The organism is Streptomyces albospinus, from assembly GCF_014648695.1.
GTDB classification, from domain to species: Bacteria; Actinomycetota; Actinomycetes; order Streptomycetales; family Streptomycetaceae; genus Streptomyces; species Streptomyces albospinus.
Genome location: NZ_BMRP01000012.1, coordinates 224236 through 237700 on the forward strand (window position 1 = coordinate 224236; position 13465 = coordinate 237700).

The window sequence follows — 13465 nt, forward strand, 5'->3', positions numbered from 1 at the left end:
CGGTCCATGATCCCGGTGGGCGATACTGGGTTCGAACCAGTGACCTCTTCGGTGTGAACGAAGCGCTCTCCCACTGAGCTAATCGCCCGGCGCACCGCCAACATTACCCCACGTCGGGAGGCACTTCCGACCACCGCAGGAGCAGCCGCCGATCTTCGCGCGGCGGACAGCCGGACGGAGCCGTACGGCATCCGGCGCCCGAATCCCGTCACCCGAATCGCCCAACCCGCGAAGATCGCCGACCGACCGGCCCCGCCTCCCATTACTCTGCGTATTTGGAGCGCACACTTACCGGACAGGACCGTGCCACCTCATTACGGTCGGGGACGATCACGCAATCCGCCGTAAGAGGTACCTGAAGCCACGCAAAACCGTCAGAGGGGTTTACAACGGCACCGTAGGTGGCATGTCGATTTCGCCGACGTGCGAATCCCCGAGCGCACACTGAGCGAAAGGCCCTGGCGCTTATGAACACCACGGTCAGCTGCGAGCTGCACCTGCGCCTCGTTGTGTCGAGCGAGTCCTCACTGCCTGTACCCGCGGGCCTGCGGTATGACACGGCCGATCCGTATGCCGTGCATGCCACCTTCCATACCGGAGCCGAGGAGACCGTCGAATGGGTTTTCGCCCGCGACCTCCTCGCCGAGGGCCTGCACCGGCCCACGGGCACCGGAGACGTCCGCGTATGGCCGTCCCGGAGCCACGGGCAGGGCGTTGTCTGCATCGCCCTGAGCTCCCCCGAAGGAGAAGCCCTTCTGGAGGCCCCGGCGCGGGCACTCGAATCGTTCCTCAAGAGGACCGACGCCGCCGTACCACCCGGTACGGAGCACCGCCATTTCGATCTCGACACGGAGCTCTCCCACATCCTGGCGGAGAGCTGAGGCGCGGCACAGATACCCACCGCACCCACCCGCTCACACTTGCGACCGTCCGACTCGGGGAGACGGCGCAGGACCGACAAGTTCATACGGCACGCTCCGGCGCCGTCGCCGCGGACCCACCGCGGAGACGGCGCCGAGCCTTGTTCCAGACGCTAGAGTCGGCGACCATTCGCCAACGACACCGGGGCGGCACCCGCCCGACCCCACCTGGCCAGGGAGCGGAACCGTGCTGATCACCCATGACACCCGGTGCGCGCTGGATGCGGTCGTCGATCTGCTGAACACCGCTCCGGAGGGCGAGGCGCCCGGCGCACCGGACAGCCTGACCGACCTGTCGGCCCTCCAGGACTTCGTTCGGCGCAACGACGTCAGCGGCGTCGGCGCCCTCGCGGCGAACGATCTGGCGGCCGTACGGACCGTACGGGCGCGGTTCGCGCAGGTCTTCGCGGCCGGGGACGACCGCGCCGCGGCCGAGCAGCTGAACGCGCTGGTCGCCTCGGCGGGCACCACCCCCCAGCTGACCGACCACGACGGCTACGACTGGCACGTCCACTACTTCGCGCCGGACGCCTCGGTGGCCGACCACCTCGCCGCGGACGGCGGGATGGCGCTGGCCTTCATCGTCGTCGCCGGGGAGCGGGAGCGGTTGCGGCGGTGCGAGGCGCCGGACTGCCGGCACGCCTTCGTCGACCTGTCGCGCAACCGCTCCCGGCGCTACTGCGACAGCCGGACCTGCGGCAACCGGCTGCACGTGGCGGCATACCGTGCGCGGCGGCGGGAGGCGGCGGGCTGAGCTGCTGCCCGGCGGCGCACCGTCTCGTCGGCCTCACAGGATGTAGAGGTCGTGTACGGCGCCCAGGAGAAGCAGAAAGCCGATGACGGCCAGGAAGAGCATCAGCGGCGGCTGGGACAGCGCGAACAGGCAACCGCGGGGTTCGGGGCACGGGGCGTCGTCTTGGGCGAGGGCGCACTCATCGTTCATCTCGCGCGCATCATGGCGCAGATGATCGTCCCGGTGCCGCCAATAAGCCTCTCAGCAGCGGGAGTTCATCAGATCCCGTGCTTTTTCAGGATCGCTTCGATGTCCGAGAAGTCATCCTTGGGTGCCAGATCCCTGCCCGGCGCCTGCTTGCCCTTGGGCGCCGGCTGAGCAGCGCGGCCCGCACCGAGGGACGGCGCCGAGGCGGCCGGCGCCACCGCTTCGGGCCGGGAGGCCGCCGCGGCCTTGCGCTCCTTCCGGCCGCCTATCCCGCGGCGGCGCTCCACGAACCGGCTGATCGTGAACAGCACCGCGGAGAGCGCGAGCACACCGAAACCGGCCCAGACCGTGGGCTTGAGGACGATGCTGGTGACCCAGTCGATGACACCGGTCATCACCAGGCCGACGGGGATCAGGGCGAAGGCGGCGATACGGGTCGCGGCCAGGAAGCGCTTGCGGTACGCGGTCAGCGCGGCGATGCCCAGGCCCGCTGCCGAAACCGCGGCACAGACTGTCGAGGTCAGCATCCGGTCCTCCTGCCGGTCGAGGGACGAGCGGGCGTTCCGCGCTCCCTTCCATCCTGCCCCCTCCGGCCCCGCCCGAGCCACGTTCCGGCCGGACCTCAGGGAGATCTCCGGGTCGGCCTCCTCCGCAGGTCCGGGTTCCGGCCCGGGGAAGCCGACTGGGAGACTGGCCCCATGAACGACGCCGCCGTCTCCGGCACCTCCGCCCCCAGCAACCCCGTACCGCCCCAGCTCGACGTCTGGTGCGATCTCCAGTGCCCGGACTGCGCCGCCGCGCTGGCGGACGTACGGGCGCTCCGGGAACGCTACGGGGACCGGCTGGACATCCAACTGCGCCACTTCCCCCTGGAGAAGCACAAGCGCGCCTACGCCGCCGCCCAGGCCGCCGAGGAAGCCGCCGTGCAGGGGCGGGGCTGGCCGTACGTCGAGGCGGTGCTGGCACGTACGGAGGAGCTCGGCACGCACGGCGAGAAGCTGCTGCTGGACGTCGCCGGGGAGCTGGGGCTGGATGCCGAGGAGCTGGACACCTCGCTGATCGACGGGCGGCATCTGCTGGTCGTGGACGCGGACCAGGCCGAGGGCAAGGCGATCGGGGTGACCGGCACCCCGACGTATGTGATCGGCGGCGAGCGGCTGGACGGCGGGAAGAGCCAGGAGGGGCTGCGGGCCCGTATCGAGGAGATCGCCGACCGGCTGCTGGCCGGGCAGGACGGCGGACAGGGCTAGGGCCTGCCCCGGGGGCCGGTCCGGTCCGACGGGCGGCCTCCGGGTGCCGCACCGGTCGTGCGGAGGGCCGGCCGTGCTCAGAGGATCGGCTTCCAGAGGCGGTACGCGGTGATGCGGTAGCCGAGCGCCCCGTAGAGGCCGAGCGCGGGGGCGTTGTCCGGGTAGACGTTCAGGGCCAGCGACGAGCGGCCCGCGGCCACGCATTCCCGCTCGGCGACGAGCATCAGCGTGCGGCCGTGGCCCTCGCCGCGGTGCCCGGGCGCCACCCGCACGTCGAAGACATAGCCGCCGGGCTGCCCCGGGAGGCGCAGCGCGAGCCAGAGCGTGCCGACGTCGGTGCCCTCGTGGGCGAGGACGCGCAGCGTGTGGTGGGGCGTGGCCGCGCCGTTGGGGAGCAGGGCGTCGAGCGCGGCGGCCGACGTCTCCTCGGCGCGTTCGCGGGACATCCCCTGGGCGATCTCCGACCGGATGTGCTCGGCGAGCGCGGCGTCCCGCCAGGCCGGGTACGCGTCCGCGCTCAGCGGCCGGTCGACGCTCCCCTCGGGGAGCCGGGGCGGGCCGGTGAGGGATCTGGTCATGACGCGGCTGCGTTCGGTGTAGCCCAGTGCCGCCGCGAGCCGGACGGCCGCCTCGGCGTCGGTGGGCACGGTGAGTTCGATCTGCCGGCAGCCCCAGCCGCGCAGCACTTCTTCGGCCGCCAGCGCGGCGACCGTGGCCCGCCCGCGGTGCCGGTCCGGGGCGTCGACCGCCAGGGCCTCGATCCGGCCTGCCGCCGGGCCGAACCGGGTGTCCGTGGCGAGCTGGATCCCGCCGACCCGGCGGCTGTTGACGCAGATGTCGTAGGGGCGGGACCGGTGGCCGTCGTCGTGTCGTACTTCGGGGCCCGCGGGGCGCAGCGTAGTGGTCACGGAAGACTTTCTACTCGCCCGCCCACGGGCCCGTCATCATCAGCGCGGGTCGAAGTCCGCGGCCGACCGCTCGTCGAAGATCCGCATCGCCTCGGCGGTCACCGGGCCCGGCCCGTCGGCGAGTTGGCGGCCGTCGATACGCGTCACGGCTTGGACGTCGCGGAGCGTGGAGGTCAGGAAGATCTCCTCGGCGCTCTCCAGGGCGTCCAGCGGCAGATCGGTCTCCTTGGCGCCGGCCCAGGCGACCGTCAGCGCGCGGGTGATGCCGGCCAGGCAGCCGGAGGACAGCGGCGGGGTGTGCAGTTCGCCGTCCAGGACGACGAAGACATTGGAGCCGGTGCCCTCGCAGAGCGCGCCGACGGTGTTGCCGAACAGCGCCTCGGAGGCGCCCAGTTCGCGGGCGCGGGCGAGGGCGACGACGTTCTCGCCGTACGAGGTGGTCTTCAGGCCGGTGAGCGCGCCGCGCTCGTTGCGGGTCCAGGGGACGGTGACGGCGGCGGTGGTGTCGGGGCGGCGCCGGGTCTCGGAGAGCGCGACGACCAGGGTGGGGCCGGCCTCGCCGCGGTCCGAGCCGAGCGGGGAGACGCCGCCGGTGTACGTGATCCGCAGCCGGCCGAGCGCCATCGGGTTGGCGTCCAGCACGGCCTCGCAGCCGCGCCGCACCTCGTCGAGATCGGGGGCGGGCAGGCCGAGCCCCCGGGCGGAGGTGGTCAGGCGCTCCAGGTGGCGGGTGAGGGCGAAGGCGCGGCCGTGGGTGGCCTTGATCGTCTCGAAGACGCCGTCGCCGACCGTCAGGCCGTGGTCGAAGACCGAGACCCGGGCGGTCTCGGCGTCCCGCAGTCCCCCGTCGAGCCAGATCTTCATCGCTGTGTTCCTCCGCTCACTTCGTGCACACCCGACGCTACCGCGAGCAGTCGTCGCGCCTTCAACTCGGTCTCCGCCCACTCCCGCTCCGGGTCCGAGTCCCAGATGATCCCGGCCCCGGCGCCGAAGCGGAGGACCGGGCCGCCCGGTGGGGTGCGGTCGATCCAGAACGTACGGATGCCCACGTTGAGCTCGCCGGTGCGGCGGTCGGCGTCGACCCAGCCGATGCCGCCGCAGTACGGGCCGCGGGGGGCGGTCTCCAGTTCGTCGATGATCCGCAGCGCGCTGGACTTGGGGGCGCCGGTGACCGACCCGGGCGGGAAGGTGGCGCCGAGAAGGTCCGCCCAGGCCGTCTTCTCGTGCGTCTCGGCCAGTTCGCCGCGCACGGTGGAGACGAGGTGGACCAGGCCGGGGTGCTCCTCCACGGCGCAGAGGGCGGGGACGGTGACGGTGCCCGTGGCGCAGACCCGGCCGAGGTCGTTGCGGACCAGGTCGACGATCATCACGTTCTCCGCCCGGTCCTTCTCCGAGAGGTCCGCGGCGGTGCGGCCGGTGCCCTTGATGGGGCCGGACTCGACGGTCCGGCCGGTGCGCCGCAGGAACAGCTCCGGGGAGGCGGTGGCCACCTCGACGCCGTGAGCGGGCAGCCGGATCGTGCCGGCGTAGGGCGCGGGGTTGCCGCGGGCCAGCACGGCGGAGAGCGCGTCGACATCGGCGCGGTCGCGGTCCGGCAGCGGCGCGGTCAGGACCCGGCAGAGGTTCACTTGATAGACCTCTCCGGCCGCGATGTATTCACGGATGCGCCGTACGCCGGCGGTATAGGCGGCGCGGTCCATGGAGCTGTGCCAGTCGCCGGGGAGCGGGCCGTGCCACCGGTCGGGGGCGGGGTCATCGGCCGCGGTCGCGGGGCGTACGTCGGCGAAGCGGGCGCAGACCACACCCCCTTCGAAGTCGGTGGTCACCGCCCACCAACCCGCGGAGTCCAGGGCCGCGGGATCGCTGGTCACATCGCGCAGGCCGGTGGCTATCAGGCCGCCGAAGCGGGCCATGGGAGCGAAGTCGTGCACGTCAGTGAGTCTATGGCGGCGCACCGACAACCGCCCGGGCCGAGCGAGCAGCGCAGCACGCTGCACAAACGCGTTTTTGTACTGGCCCCGGAATCCGCTAGAGTTCAACACGTCGCCGGGACGCGGAAGCGCCCCGGAGGCCGGGTAGCTTTCCGACGTAGTCTGGGAGAGTCACCTGCGGACGTAGCTCAGTTGGTAGAGCACCACCTTGCCAAGGTGGATGTCGCGAGTTCGAGTCTCGTCGTCCGCTCGATGTGGGGGATCTTCCCGACCCCCTCACTCCTGGTGGAGTGGCCGAGAGGCGAGGCAACGGCCTGCAAAGCCGTCTACACGGGTTCAAATCCCGTCTCCACCTCCAAGGACGATTAGCTCAGCGGGAGAGCGCTTCCCTGACACGGAAGAGGTCACTGGTTCAATCCCAGTATCGTCCACTGGCCCGGCTCGACCGGGCTCCCGCGCGATTAGCTCAGCGGGAGAGCGCTTCCCTGACACGGAAGAGGTCACTGGTTCAATCCCAGTATCGCGCACGCAGTATCCGCGGAGATCATCGATATCCGCGGCCCCGAGGACGATTAGCTCAGCGGGAGAGCGCTTCCCTGACACGGAAGAGGTCACTGGTTCAATCCCAGTATCGTCCACACGGATCCTGAGGGCCGGAGCTTTCGCTCCGGCCCTCGGTCGTTCTACCGGACGCCCGTGCCGCTCAACTGGCTTGGGCGGCAAGCCGCTTGCGAAAAGCTCGATGGCCGGGCATCTCCCCAGATGCCCGGCCATTCGTGCCGTCCGCCGCTCCCCCGTCCCCACGGGGTTGTCGGCCGGAAGTCCCCGTCCCGGGCCGCTCTCCCGGGACCGGGGCGCCCGCTCAGCGCCCCAGCATTCCGGCCACGGACGACGCCTGTGTGATGACGGCTTCCCAGCCGCCGAAGACCACGGCCAGGAGGAACACCAGCGGCAGCACCATGGCCACCGCTATGAGGGGATGGCGGGTCCCGGAGGCGCGGCGGCCGTCGAGCGCGGCGGCGGCCCTGCGCCCCTGCGCCCGAAGGGCCGTCCGTGCCGTGGTCTCCGCCATCGCCCCGCTCCTGTCGTGATCTGGGGCGGCGGGCGTCTGACCTCGGGGGACGAGTGCTGCACCCGCCGCTTGATCTCAAGACTAGGCACGCGGGCGGCGCTGGGCGTCATGCCCTCGTACCGCTTGACGGGCCTACGCGAGGATGACGGGAGGGCGCCCGGCGTACTCCCCTGGGTGGAGAGCGCGGCAGCGGGACCTGGGGACATCCCTGAGGCCGGAGGGCGGTGTGCGGGCCGGCCGGGAGCCGGGGGTGGCGGCCTACCTCCCTACCCGATCTTGAAACGGTGACTTCGATCACTTCCGACTCTCCCCCGCGTACCGACGTCCCGGCCCCCGGGCCGGTCTCGCCACGACCGGGGGAGCAGCGGGACAATTGCCTTTCGTACCGTCAAAGTCCGTTCCAATAGGGATCATTGGGGCCCGGCATGGGTAGTCGGACCGGGGCGCGGCGGGATTTCCTTGCGTGGTCCGGGAATCGCGGCGGCTGCCGATAAACCGGTTGCCGACGCATGCGCGGCCTATCGGCACAGCGAGCCGTCAATCCGTAAGCTGTGCCACGTCAGACGGTTGAGCGGAGTGGGGCCTCCCCACCGCAGGCAGGGGACGGACATGGCGATGATGCGGCTCCGACGCGAGGACCCGCGTGTCGTCGGGACGTTCCGGCTGCACCGCCGGCTCGGCGCGGGCGGGATGGGCGTGGTCTATCTCGGCTCGGACAAACGCGGCCAGCGGGTCGCATTGAAGGTGATCCGGCCGGATCTGGCGGAGGATCAGGAATTCCGGTCGCGGTTCGCGCGGGAGGTCTCGGCGGCCCGGCGGATCCGCGGCGGCTGCACGGCACGGCTGGTCGCGGCCGATCTGGACGCGGACCGCCCGTGGTTCGCGACCCAGTACGTACCGGGGCCCTCGCTGCACGACAAGGTGAACGAGGAGGGGCCGCTGTCCCCGGCGGAGGTCGCGGCGGTCGGCGCGGCGCTGTCCGAGGGGCTGCTGGCCGTCCATGACGCGGGGGTGGTGCACCGGGACCTGAAGCCGTCCAACATCCTGCTGTCGCCCAAGGGGCCGCGGATCATCGACTTCGGAATCGCCTGGGCGACCGGCGCCAGCACGCTGACGCATGTCGGTACGGCCGTGGGGTCGCCGGGCTTCCTGGCGCCGGAGCAGGTGCGCGGGGCCGCCGTGACACCGGCGACGGACATCTTCTCGCTGGGCGCCACGCTCGCGTACGCCTGCACCGCGGACTCGCCCTTCGGGCAGGGCAGTTCGGAGGTCATGCTCTACCGCGTGGTGCATGAGGAGGCGCAGCTGGCCGGGGTGCCGGACGCGCTGGCGCCGCTGCTCGCGGCATGCCTCGCCAAGGACCCCGCGGACCGGCCCAGCACCCTGTCGCTGTCCCTGCGGCTCAAGGAGATCGCGGCCCGCGAGGCGCACGGCCTGACCGGCGGGCCGCTGGAGAACGGGGCGGGCGGCGGCGCCGGTTGGGAGCGCGTCGAGCGCCGTCCGTCGGACCGGCCGACCGGCCGGCGGGCCGAGGAGTACGCGCGGCAGCGCACCGAGCGACGGCCGGCGGGCACTCCCGCCCCGCGCCCGAAGCCGTCCCGGCCGCCCACGCCGCGGGATGCGTCGTCCCGGCCCGGGGGCCCGGTATCCGGGACCGGTCAGCGGACCGGCGGGCGGAACGGCGGCCGGGGGCCGGCGTCCCGTCCCACGGGGCGAAACGGTTCACGTGCTCCGGTGCGGACCGGATCCGGCGCGCGGCGGCCGGGGCCCGACCGGCGGCTGCTGCGGCAGCGGGTGGTCGTGTTCGTGGTGGTGACGCTGCTGGTGGCGCTCGGTATCGCGGCGGCCCAGGGGTGCCAGGGACCGGCCCACGGGATGGGCACGGAGCGGCCGGTGCCGGTCACGGCGTACGGCGGCGGGGAAGTTTCCGGAGGCGTGGCAGCGCCCGGGGCGTGAGCGGGCTCCGGGCCCCCGGGCCGACGCCCGCTCAGGGGTGCCGGGGCCCGGGGCGGACGGTGCCTCAGGAGGCCGGGCGGCCCGCGGACACCGCGTAGAAGGCCACCGCGGCTGCGGCTCCTACGTTGAGGGAGTCGATGCCGTGGGCCATGGGGATGCGCACCCATTCGTCGGCGGCGCGGAGGGCGCCCGTGGTCAGACCGCCGCCCTCGGCGCCCAGCATGAGGGCGGCGCGCTCCAGGGTGTGCGGGGCGGCGGTGTCGATGGCGGTGGCCTGATCGGCCGGGGTAAGGGCGAGCAGCTTGAAGCCCGCTTCCCGTACGACGGCCAGGTCGCGGGGCCAGCTCTCCAGGCGGGCGTACGGGACGGAGAACACCGCGCCCATGGAGACCTTCACCGAGCGGCGGTAGAGGGGGTCGGCGCAGTCCGGGGAGAGCAGGACCGCGTCCATCCCGAGGGCGGCGGCGCTGCGGAAGATGGCGCCGATGTTGGTGTGGTCGTTGACGGCCTCCATGACCACGATGCGGCGGGTGGTGCGCAGCAGTTCGGCGGCGTCCGGCAGCGGCTTGCGCTGCATCGAGGCGAGGGCGCCGCGGTGGACGTGATAGCCCGTCACGCGCTCGGCGAGGTCCGGGCTGACGGCGTACACCGGAGCCGGGACCTCGTCGATGACATCGCGCATGACGTCGACCCACTTGGCCGAGAGCAGCATGGAGCGCATCTCGTACCCGGCGTGCCGGGCCCGCCGGATGACCTTCTCGCCCTCGGCGATGAAGAGCCCCTCGGCGGGCTCGCGCCGGCGCCGCAGCTCGACGTCGGTCAGACCGGTGTAGTCACGCAGCCGCAGGTCGTCCGGGTCCTCGACGGTGATGATTTCTGCCACGGGGAGATAGTGCCTTGTCGGTCTCGGGATTCCCACGCCGGGGAGCGGATCGGTCAGCTGTGGGTGGTGGGGGCGGCGACGGTGACGACGTCGCCGATGACGATGACGGCCGGGGGGCGGACGCCTTCGGCCCGTACGGTCTCGCCGAGGGATGCCAGGGTGGCGTCGACGCGGCGCTGGGAGGCGGTGGTGCCCTCCTGGATGACCGCGGCGGGGGTGTCGGCGGGGCGGCCGTGCTCGATGAGCTTGGCGGCGATGGCACCGCTGTTCTCCACGCCCATCAGGACGACGAGGGTGCCGCGCAGCTTGGCGAGCGCGGCCCAGTCCACCAGCGAGCGCGCGTCGTCGGGGGCGACATGGCCGCTGACGACGGTGAATTCGTGGGCGACGCCGCGGTGGGTGACGGGGATGCCGGCGGCGCCGGGGACGGAGATGGTGCTGGAGATGCCGGGGACGACCGTGCAGGGGATGCCGGCGGCGGCGAGCGCCTGGGCCTCCTCCATGCCGCGGCCGAAGACGAACGGGTCACCGCCCTTGAGGCGCACCACGGCCTTGCCGGCCTTGGCGTGCTCGATCAGGGCGTTGTTGATGGCCTCCTGGGCCATGAAGCGGCCGTACGGGATCTTCGCCGCGTCGATGACCTCGACGTGCGGCGGGAGTTCGGCGAGCAGATCGCGCGGGCCGAGCCGGTCGGCGATGACCACGTCCGCCTCCGCGAGCAGCCGGCGGCCCCGGACGGTGATCAGATCGGGGTCGCCGGGGCCGCCGCCGACCAGGGCCACGCCGGGGGTGTGCGGGCGACGGTGGTGCGGGGCGGCGAGGCTGCCGTCCCGCAGGCCCTCGACGATGGCGTCGCGTACGGCGGCGGAGCGGCGCGGGTCGCGGCCGGTGAGCACGGCCACGGTGACGCCCTCGCTGCGCCCGGTGGCCGGGGTCCAGGCGGTGGCGGCCTCGGCGTCGTCGGAGCGTACGCACCAGACGCGGCGGTCCTCGGCCTCCTGGGAGGCGGCGGCGTTGGCCTCGGGGTCGTCGGTGGAGATCAGCGCGTACCAGGCACCGTCGAGGTCACCGGACCGGTAGCGGCGGCGCTCCCAGCGGATCTCGCCGGTGTCGGCCATCGCCTCGACGGAGGGGGTGGCGGACGGGGAGATCAGCAGGACGTCGGCGCCCGCGGCGATGAGCGAGGGGAGCCGGCGCTGGGCGACCTGCCCGGCACCCAGGACGACCACGCGGCGGCCGGACAGCCGCAGTCCGACGGGGTAGGCGGCGTGTTCGGAGGCATGCTCGGCCATGGTGGTACGGCTCCTTGTGCGGATGGTGCGGGTTCGGCGTCCGGCTCAGTCGCTGCGGCACTGGAGCGGCTGATGAGGGGGAACGGCCCGGGAGGCGCTACGGCCCCGGCCCACAGCCTATGGGGCTGCGGGCCGGAGGTCATGCGGGGGCGGCCCTTGTCATGGCCTGTCCCGGTCAGCTCTTCTCGGTGACTCCGGCGGAGTCGAAGGTGGCGACCTCGTGCATCGCGCGGGCGGCGCTCTGCACGACGGGCAGCGCGAGCAGGGCGCCGGTGCCCTCGCCCAGCCGCAGGTCGAGGTCGATCAGCGGGCGCAGGCCCAGCTTGTTCAGAGCCGCGACATGGCCGGGTTCGGCGCTGCGGTGGCCGGCGATGCAGGCGGCCAGCGCCTCGGGGGCGATGGCGCGGGCCACCAGGGCGGCGGCGCCGGCGCTGACGCCGTCCAGGATCACCGGCGTACGCAGCGAGGCGCCGCCGAGGATCAGGCCGACCATGGCCGCGTGCTCCAGGCCGCCGAGCGCGGCGAGGACGCCGACCGGGTCGGCCGGGTCGGGCTGGTGGAGTTCCAGGGCTCGGCGGACGACCTCGACCTTGCGGGCGTGCGTCTCGTCGTTGATGCCCGTGCCGCGGCCGGTGACCTCGGCCGGGTCGACGCCCGTGTAGACGGCGATCAGGGCGGCCGAGGCGGTGGTGTTGGCGATGCCCATCTCGCCCGTCAGCAGCGCCTTGTTGCCGGCGGCCACGAGGTCCCGGGCGGTCTCGATGCCGACCTCGATGGCCTTGAGGACCTCTTCCTGGGTCAACGCGGGGCCCTGGGTGAAGTCGGCGGTGCCGGCCCGGACCTTGCGGGGCAGCAGGCCGGGGGTGGCGGGGAGGTCGCCGGCCACGCCGACGTCGACCACGCACACCTCGGCGCCGACCTGATTGGCGAAGGCGTTGCAGACCGCGCCGCCGCCCAGGAAGTTGGCGACCATCTGGCCGGTGACCTCCTGGGGCCAGGGGGTCACGCCCTGGGCGTGGACACCGTGGTCGCCGGCGAAGATCGCGACCGCGGCCGGCTCCGGGACGGGCGGCGGGCACTTGCGGGACAGGCCGCTGAGCTGCGCGGAGATGATCTCCAGCATGCCCAGTGCCCCGGCCGGCTTGGTCATCCGCTTCTGCCGCTCCCAGGCTTCGCCGAGCGCCTTGGCGTCCAGCGGGCGGATGCCCTGGAGGGTCTCCTGGAGGAGGTCGTGCGGGTCCTCACCGGGCAGGGCGCGCCGTCCGTACGTCTCCTCGTGGACGACCCAGGAGAGCGGGCGGCGCTTGGACCAGCCGGCCTGCATCAGCTCGGGCTCGTCCGGGAACTCGTCGACGTAGCCGACGCAGAGGTACGCGACGACTTCGAGGTGTTCGGGAAGGCCCAGTTCGCGGACCATCTCCCGCTCGTCGAAGAAGCTGACCCAGCCGACGCCCAGGCCCTCGGCGCGGGCGGCGAGCCAGAGGTTCTCGACGGCGAGCGCCGAGGAGTACGGGGCCATCTGCGGCTGGGTGTGCCGGCCGAGGGTGTGCCGGCCGCCGCGGGTGGGGTCGGCGGTGACGACGATGTTCACCGGCGTTTCGAGGATCGCCTCGATCTTCAGCTCGCGGAACTGCTTGGCGCGCGCCTTGGGCAGCGACTTGGCGTAGGCGTCGCGCTGCCGCATGGCGAGCTGGTGCATCTTCTCGCGGGTCTCGTCGGACCTGATGACGACGAAGTCCCAGGGCTGGGAGTGGCCGACGCTGGGGGCGGTGTGGGCCGCTTCCAGGACGCGCAGCAGCACTTCGTTGGGGATCGGGTCGCCGCGGAAGCCGTTGCGGATGTCGCGGCGTTCGCGGATGACGCGGTGGACGGCGGCGCGCTCGGAGTCGTCGTAGGCGGGGGCGGCCGGGGAGGCGACGTGGGCGGTGTCGCCGCCGTCGGTGGTCCCGTCCGCGGGGGCTCCGGGGGCCTCGTCCTGGGGGGCTGCACCGGCGTTGCCCTCGCCCTCGCCGAGCTCGATGAACTGGGCGTCGTCCTGCTCGTGCGGGCGGGGGACGCTGTCGGGCGCGGCGGCTTCGGCGGCGGCCGGAGCCGGTGCGGTGGCGGGGTCCGGCTGCGCGGCGGCGGGTGCCGGCTCGGCCGCCGGGACGGGCTCCGTGATCGCCTGGGCAGGGATGTGCACGGTCACGTTCTCCACCTCTGCGGCGGGGGCGTCCGCGGCGGGCTGGTCGGCAGCCGCGGGCTCGGGGGCCGGGGCGGACAAGGGGGCGGGCTCGGCGGCCTGCTGCGCGGTGGCGTCGGCCGGGGCCGGGG

Annotated in this window: 13 protein-coding genes and 6 tRNA genes; 9 read left to right on the forward strand and 10 right to left on the reverse strand. The window is 73.1% G+C overall.

What is annotated here, in order from left to right:
- Positions 1 to 16: 16 nt before the first annotated feature.
- Positions 17 to 88, reverse strand: a tRNA-Val gene (locus IEZ17_RS18910).
- Between the two features lie 379 nt (positions 89 to 467).
- Here IEZ17_RS18910 and IEZ17_RS18915 point away from each other — a divergent pair.
- Positions 468 to 881, forward strand: coding sequence for an SsgA family sporulation/cell division regulator (locus IEZ17_RS18915; protein ID WP_003959770.1), 414 nt, complete (start codon positions 468 to 470; stop codon positions 879 to 881).
- Positions 882 to 1107: 226 nt separating this feature from the next.
- On the forward strand, positions 1108 to 1674 hold the full coding sequence (locus IEZ17_RS18920) for a CGNR zinc finger domain-containing protein (protein ID WP_189301613.1): 567 nt from the start codon (positions 1108 to 1110) through the stop codon (positions 1672 to 1674).
- Between the two features lie 33 nt (positions 1675 to 1707).
- Here the strand turns inward: IEZ17_RS18920 and IEZ17_RS18925 are convergent, their stop codons facing one another.
- The gene (locus IEZ17_RS18925) at positions 1708 to 1863 is read right to left on the reverse strand and encodes a hypothetical protein (RefSeq protein ID WP_189301614.1); all 156 of its coding nucleotides are present in this window, start codon (positions 1861 to 1863) and stop codon (positions 1708 to 1710) included.
- 68 nt (positions 1864 to 1931) lie between these two features.
- Entirely contained in the window at positions 1932 to 2387 is a 456-nt protein-coding gene (locus tag IEZ17_RS18930) for a hypothetical protein (RefSeq protein ID WP_189301615.1), read from the reverse strand.
- A gap of 171 nt (positions 2388 to 2558) precedes the next feature.
- Here IEZ17_RS18930 and IEZ17_RS18935 point away from each other — a divergent pair, with 171 nt between their 5' ends.
- Entirely contained in the window at positions 2559 to 3110 is a 552-nt protein-coding gene (locus IEZ17_RS18935; RefSeq protein WP_189301616.1) for a DsbA family protein, read from the forward strand.
- 77 nt (positions 3111 to 3187) lie between these two features.
- Here IEZ17_RS18935 and IEZ17_RS18940 read toward each other — a convergent pair whose 3' ends face one another.
- From IEZ17_RS18940 to IEZ17_RS18950, 3 genes are read right to left on the reverse strand one after another with little or no spacing between them, the layout of a single operon-like run.
- Positions 3188 to 4018 carry a GNAT family N-acetyltransferase gene (locus IEZ17_RS18940; protein ID WP_189301617.1) on the reverse strand — a complete coding sequence of 277 codons (831 nt, stop codon included), beginning with the start codon at positions 4016 to 4018 and terminating at the stop codon, positions 3188 to 3190.
- A 39-nt stretch (positions 4019 to 4057) separates the two neighbouring features.
- Positions 4058 to 4882: an aminotransferase class IV gene (locus IEZ17_RS18945; protein ID WP_189301618.1), complete on the reverse strand. Its 825-nt coding sequence runs from the start codon at positions 4880 to 4882 to the stop codon at positions 4058 to 4060.
- Positions 4879 to 5931: a chorismate-binding protein gene (locus IEZ17_RS18950; protein WP_189301664.1), complete on the reverse strand. Its 1053-nt coding sequence runs from the start codon at positions 5929 to 5931 to the stop codon at positions 4879 to 4881. The genes IEZ17_RS18945 and IEZ17_RS18950 overlap by 4 nt, the downstream gene beginning before the upstream one ends.
- Before the next feature lie 195 nt (positions 5932 to 6126).
- Between IEZ17_RS18950 and IEZ17_RS18955 the strand changes: the two genes are divergently transcribed.
- The 5 genes from IEZ17_RS18955 to IEZ17_RS18975 all read left to right on the forward strand — a co-directional run bounded on the left by IEZ17_RS18955 (position 6127) and on the right by IEZ17_RS18975 (position 6587).
- Positions 6127 to 6199 (forward strand) — tRNA-Gly (locus IEZ17_RS18955).
- A gap of 34 nt (positions 6200 to 6233) precedes the next feature.
- Positions 6234 to 6307, forward strand: a tRNA-Cys gene (locus IEZ17_RS18960).
- Position 6308: 1 nt separating this feature from the next.
- A tRNA-Val gene (locus tag IEZ17_RS18965) sits at positions 6309 to 6380 on the forward strand.
- A 24-nt stretch (positions 6381 to 6404) separates the two neighbouring features.
- Positions 6405 to 6476, forward strand: a tRNA-Val gene (locus IEZ17_RS18970).
- Positions 6477 to 6515: 39 nt separating this feature from the next.
- A tRNA-Val gene (locus tag IEZ17_RS18975) sits at positions 6516 to 6587 on the forward strand.
- Positions 6588 to 6811: 224 nt separating this feature from the next.
- On the opposite strand, the gene IEZ17_RS18980 is transcribed toward IEZ17_RS18975, so the two are convergent.
- Complete coding sequence (locus tag IEZ17_RS18980) at positions 6812 to 7021, reverse strand: hypothetical protein (protein WP_189301619.1); 210 nt, start codon at positions 7019 to 7021, stop codon at positions 6812 to 6814.
- A 609-nt stretch (positions 7022 to 7630) separates the two neighbouring features.
- On the opposite strand from IEZ17_RS18980, the gene IEZ17_RS18985 reads away from it, so the two are divergent.
- Positions 7631 to 8977 carry a serine/threonine-protein kinase gene (locus IEZ17_RS18985; RefSeq protein ID WP_189301621.1) on the forward strand — a complete coding sequence of 449 codons (1347 nt, stop codon included), beginning with the start codon at positions 7631 to 7633 and terminating at the stop codon, positions 8975 to 8977.
- A 64-nt stretch (positions 8978 to 9041) separates the two neighbouring features.
- Here the strand turns inward: IEZ17_RS18985 and IEZ17_RS18990 are convergent, their stop codons facing one another.
- The 3 genes from IEZ17_RS18990 to cobT all read right to left on the reverse strand — a co-directional run.
- Complete coding sequence (locus IEZ17_RS18990; protein ID WP_189301623.1) at positions 9042 to 9860, reverse strand: TrmH family RNA methyltransferase; 819 nt, start codon at positions 9858 to 9860, stop codon at positions 9042 to 9044.
- Positions 9861 to 9913: 53 nt separating this feature from the next.
- A complete protein-coding gene (cobA, locus tag IEZ17_RS18995; RefSeq protein ID WP_189301624.1) occupies positions 9914 to 11152 on the reverse strand; it encodes a uroporphyrinogen-III C-methyltransferase in 1239 nt (412 codons plus the stop codon).
- A 175-nt stretch (positions 11153 to 11327) separates the two neighbouring features.
- On the reverse strand, positions 11328 to 13465 hold a 2138-nt coding region (cobT, locus tag IEZ17_RS19000; RefSeq protein ID WP_189301626.1), incomplete at its 5' end, for a nicotinate-nucleotide--dimethylbenzimidazole phosphoribosyltransferase.

Bases quoted from the DNA above. Each gene is read 5' to 3' on its own strand.
- IEZ17_RS18915 (WP_003959770.1), top strand. From the start codon at position 468: ATGAACACCACGGTCAGCTGCGAGCTGCACCTGCGCCTCGTTGTGTCG.
- IEZ17_RS18925 (WP_189301614.1), bottom strand. From the start codon at position 1,863: ATGAACGATGAGTGCGCCCTCGCCCAAGACGACGCCCCGTGCCCCGAA.
- IEZ17_RS18930 (WP_189301615.1), bottom strand. From the start codon at position 2,387: ATGCTGACCTCGACAGTCTGTGCCGCGGTTTCGGCAGCGGGCCTGGGC.
- IEZ17_RS18935 (WP_189301616.1), top strand. From the start codon at position 2,559: ATGAACGACGCCGCCGTCTCCGGCACCTCCGCCCCCAGCAACCCCGTA.
- IEZ17_RS18945 (WP_189301618.1), bottom strand. From the start codon at position 4,882: ATGAAGATCTGGCTCGACGGGGGACTGCGGGACGCCGAGACCGCCCGG.
- IEZ17_RS18950 (WP_189301664.1), bottom strand. From the start codon at position 5,931: ATGGCCCGCTTCGGCGGCCTGATAGCCACCGGCCTGCGCGATGTGACC.
- IEZ17_RS18980 (WP_189301619.1), bottom strand. From the start codon at position 7,021: ATGGCGGAGACCACGGCACGGACGGCCCTTCGGGCGCAGGGGCGCAGG.
- IEZ17_RS18985 (WP_189301621.1), top strand. From the start codon at position 7,631: ATGGCGATGATGCGGCTCCGACGCGAGGACCCGCGTGTCGTCGGGACG.
- cobA (WP_189301624.1), bottom strand. From the start codon at position 11,152: ATGGCCGAGCATGCCTCCGAACACGCCGCCTACCCCGTCGGACTGCGG.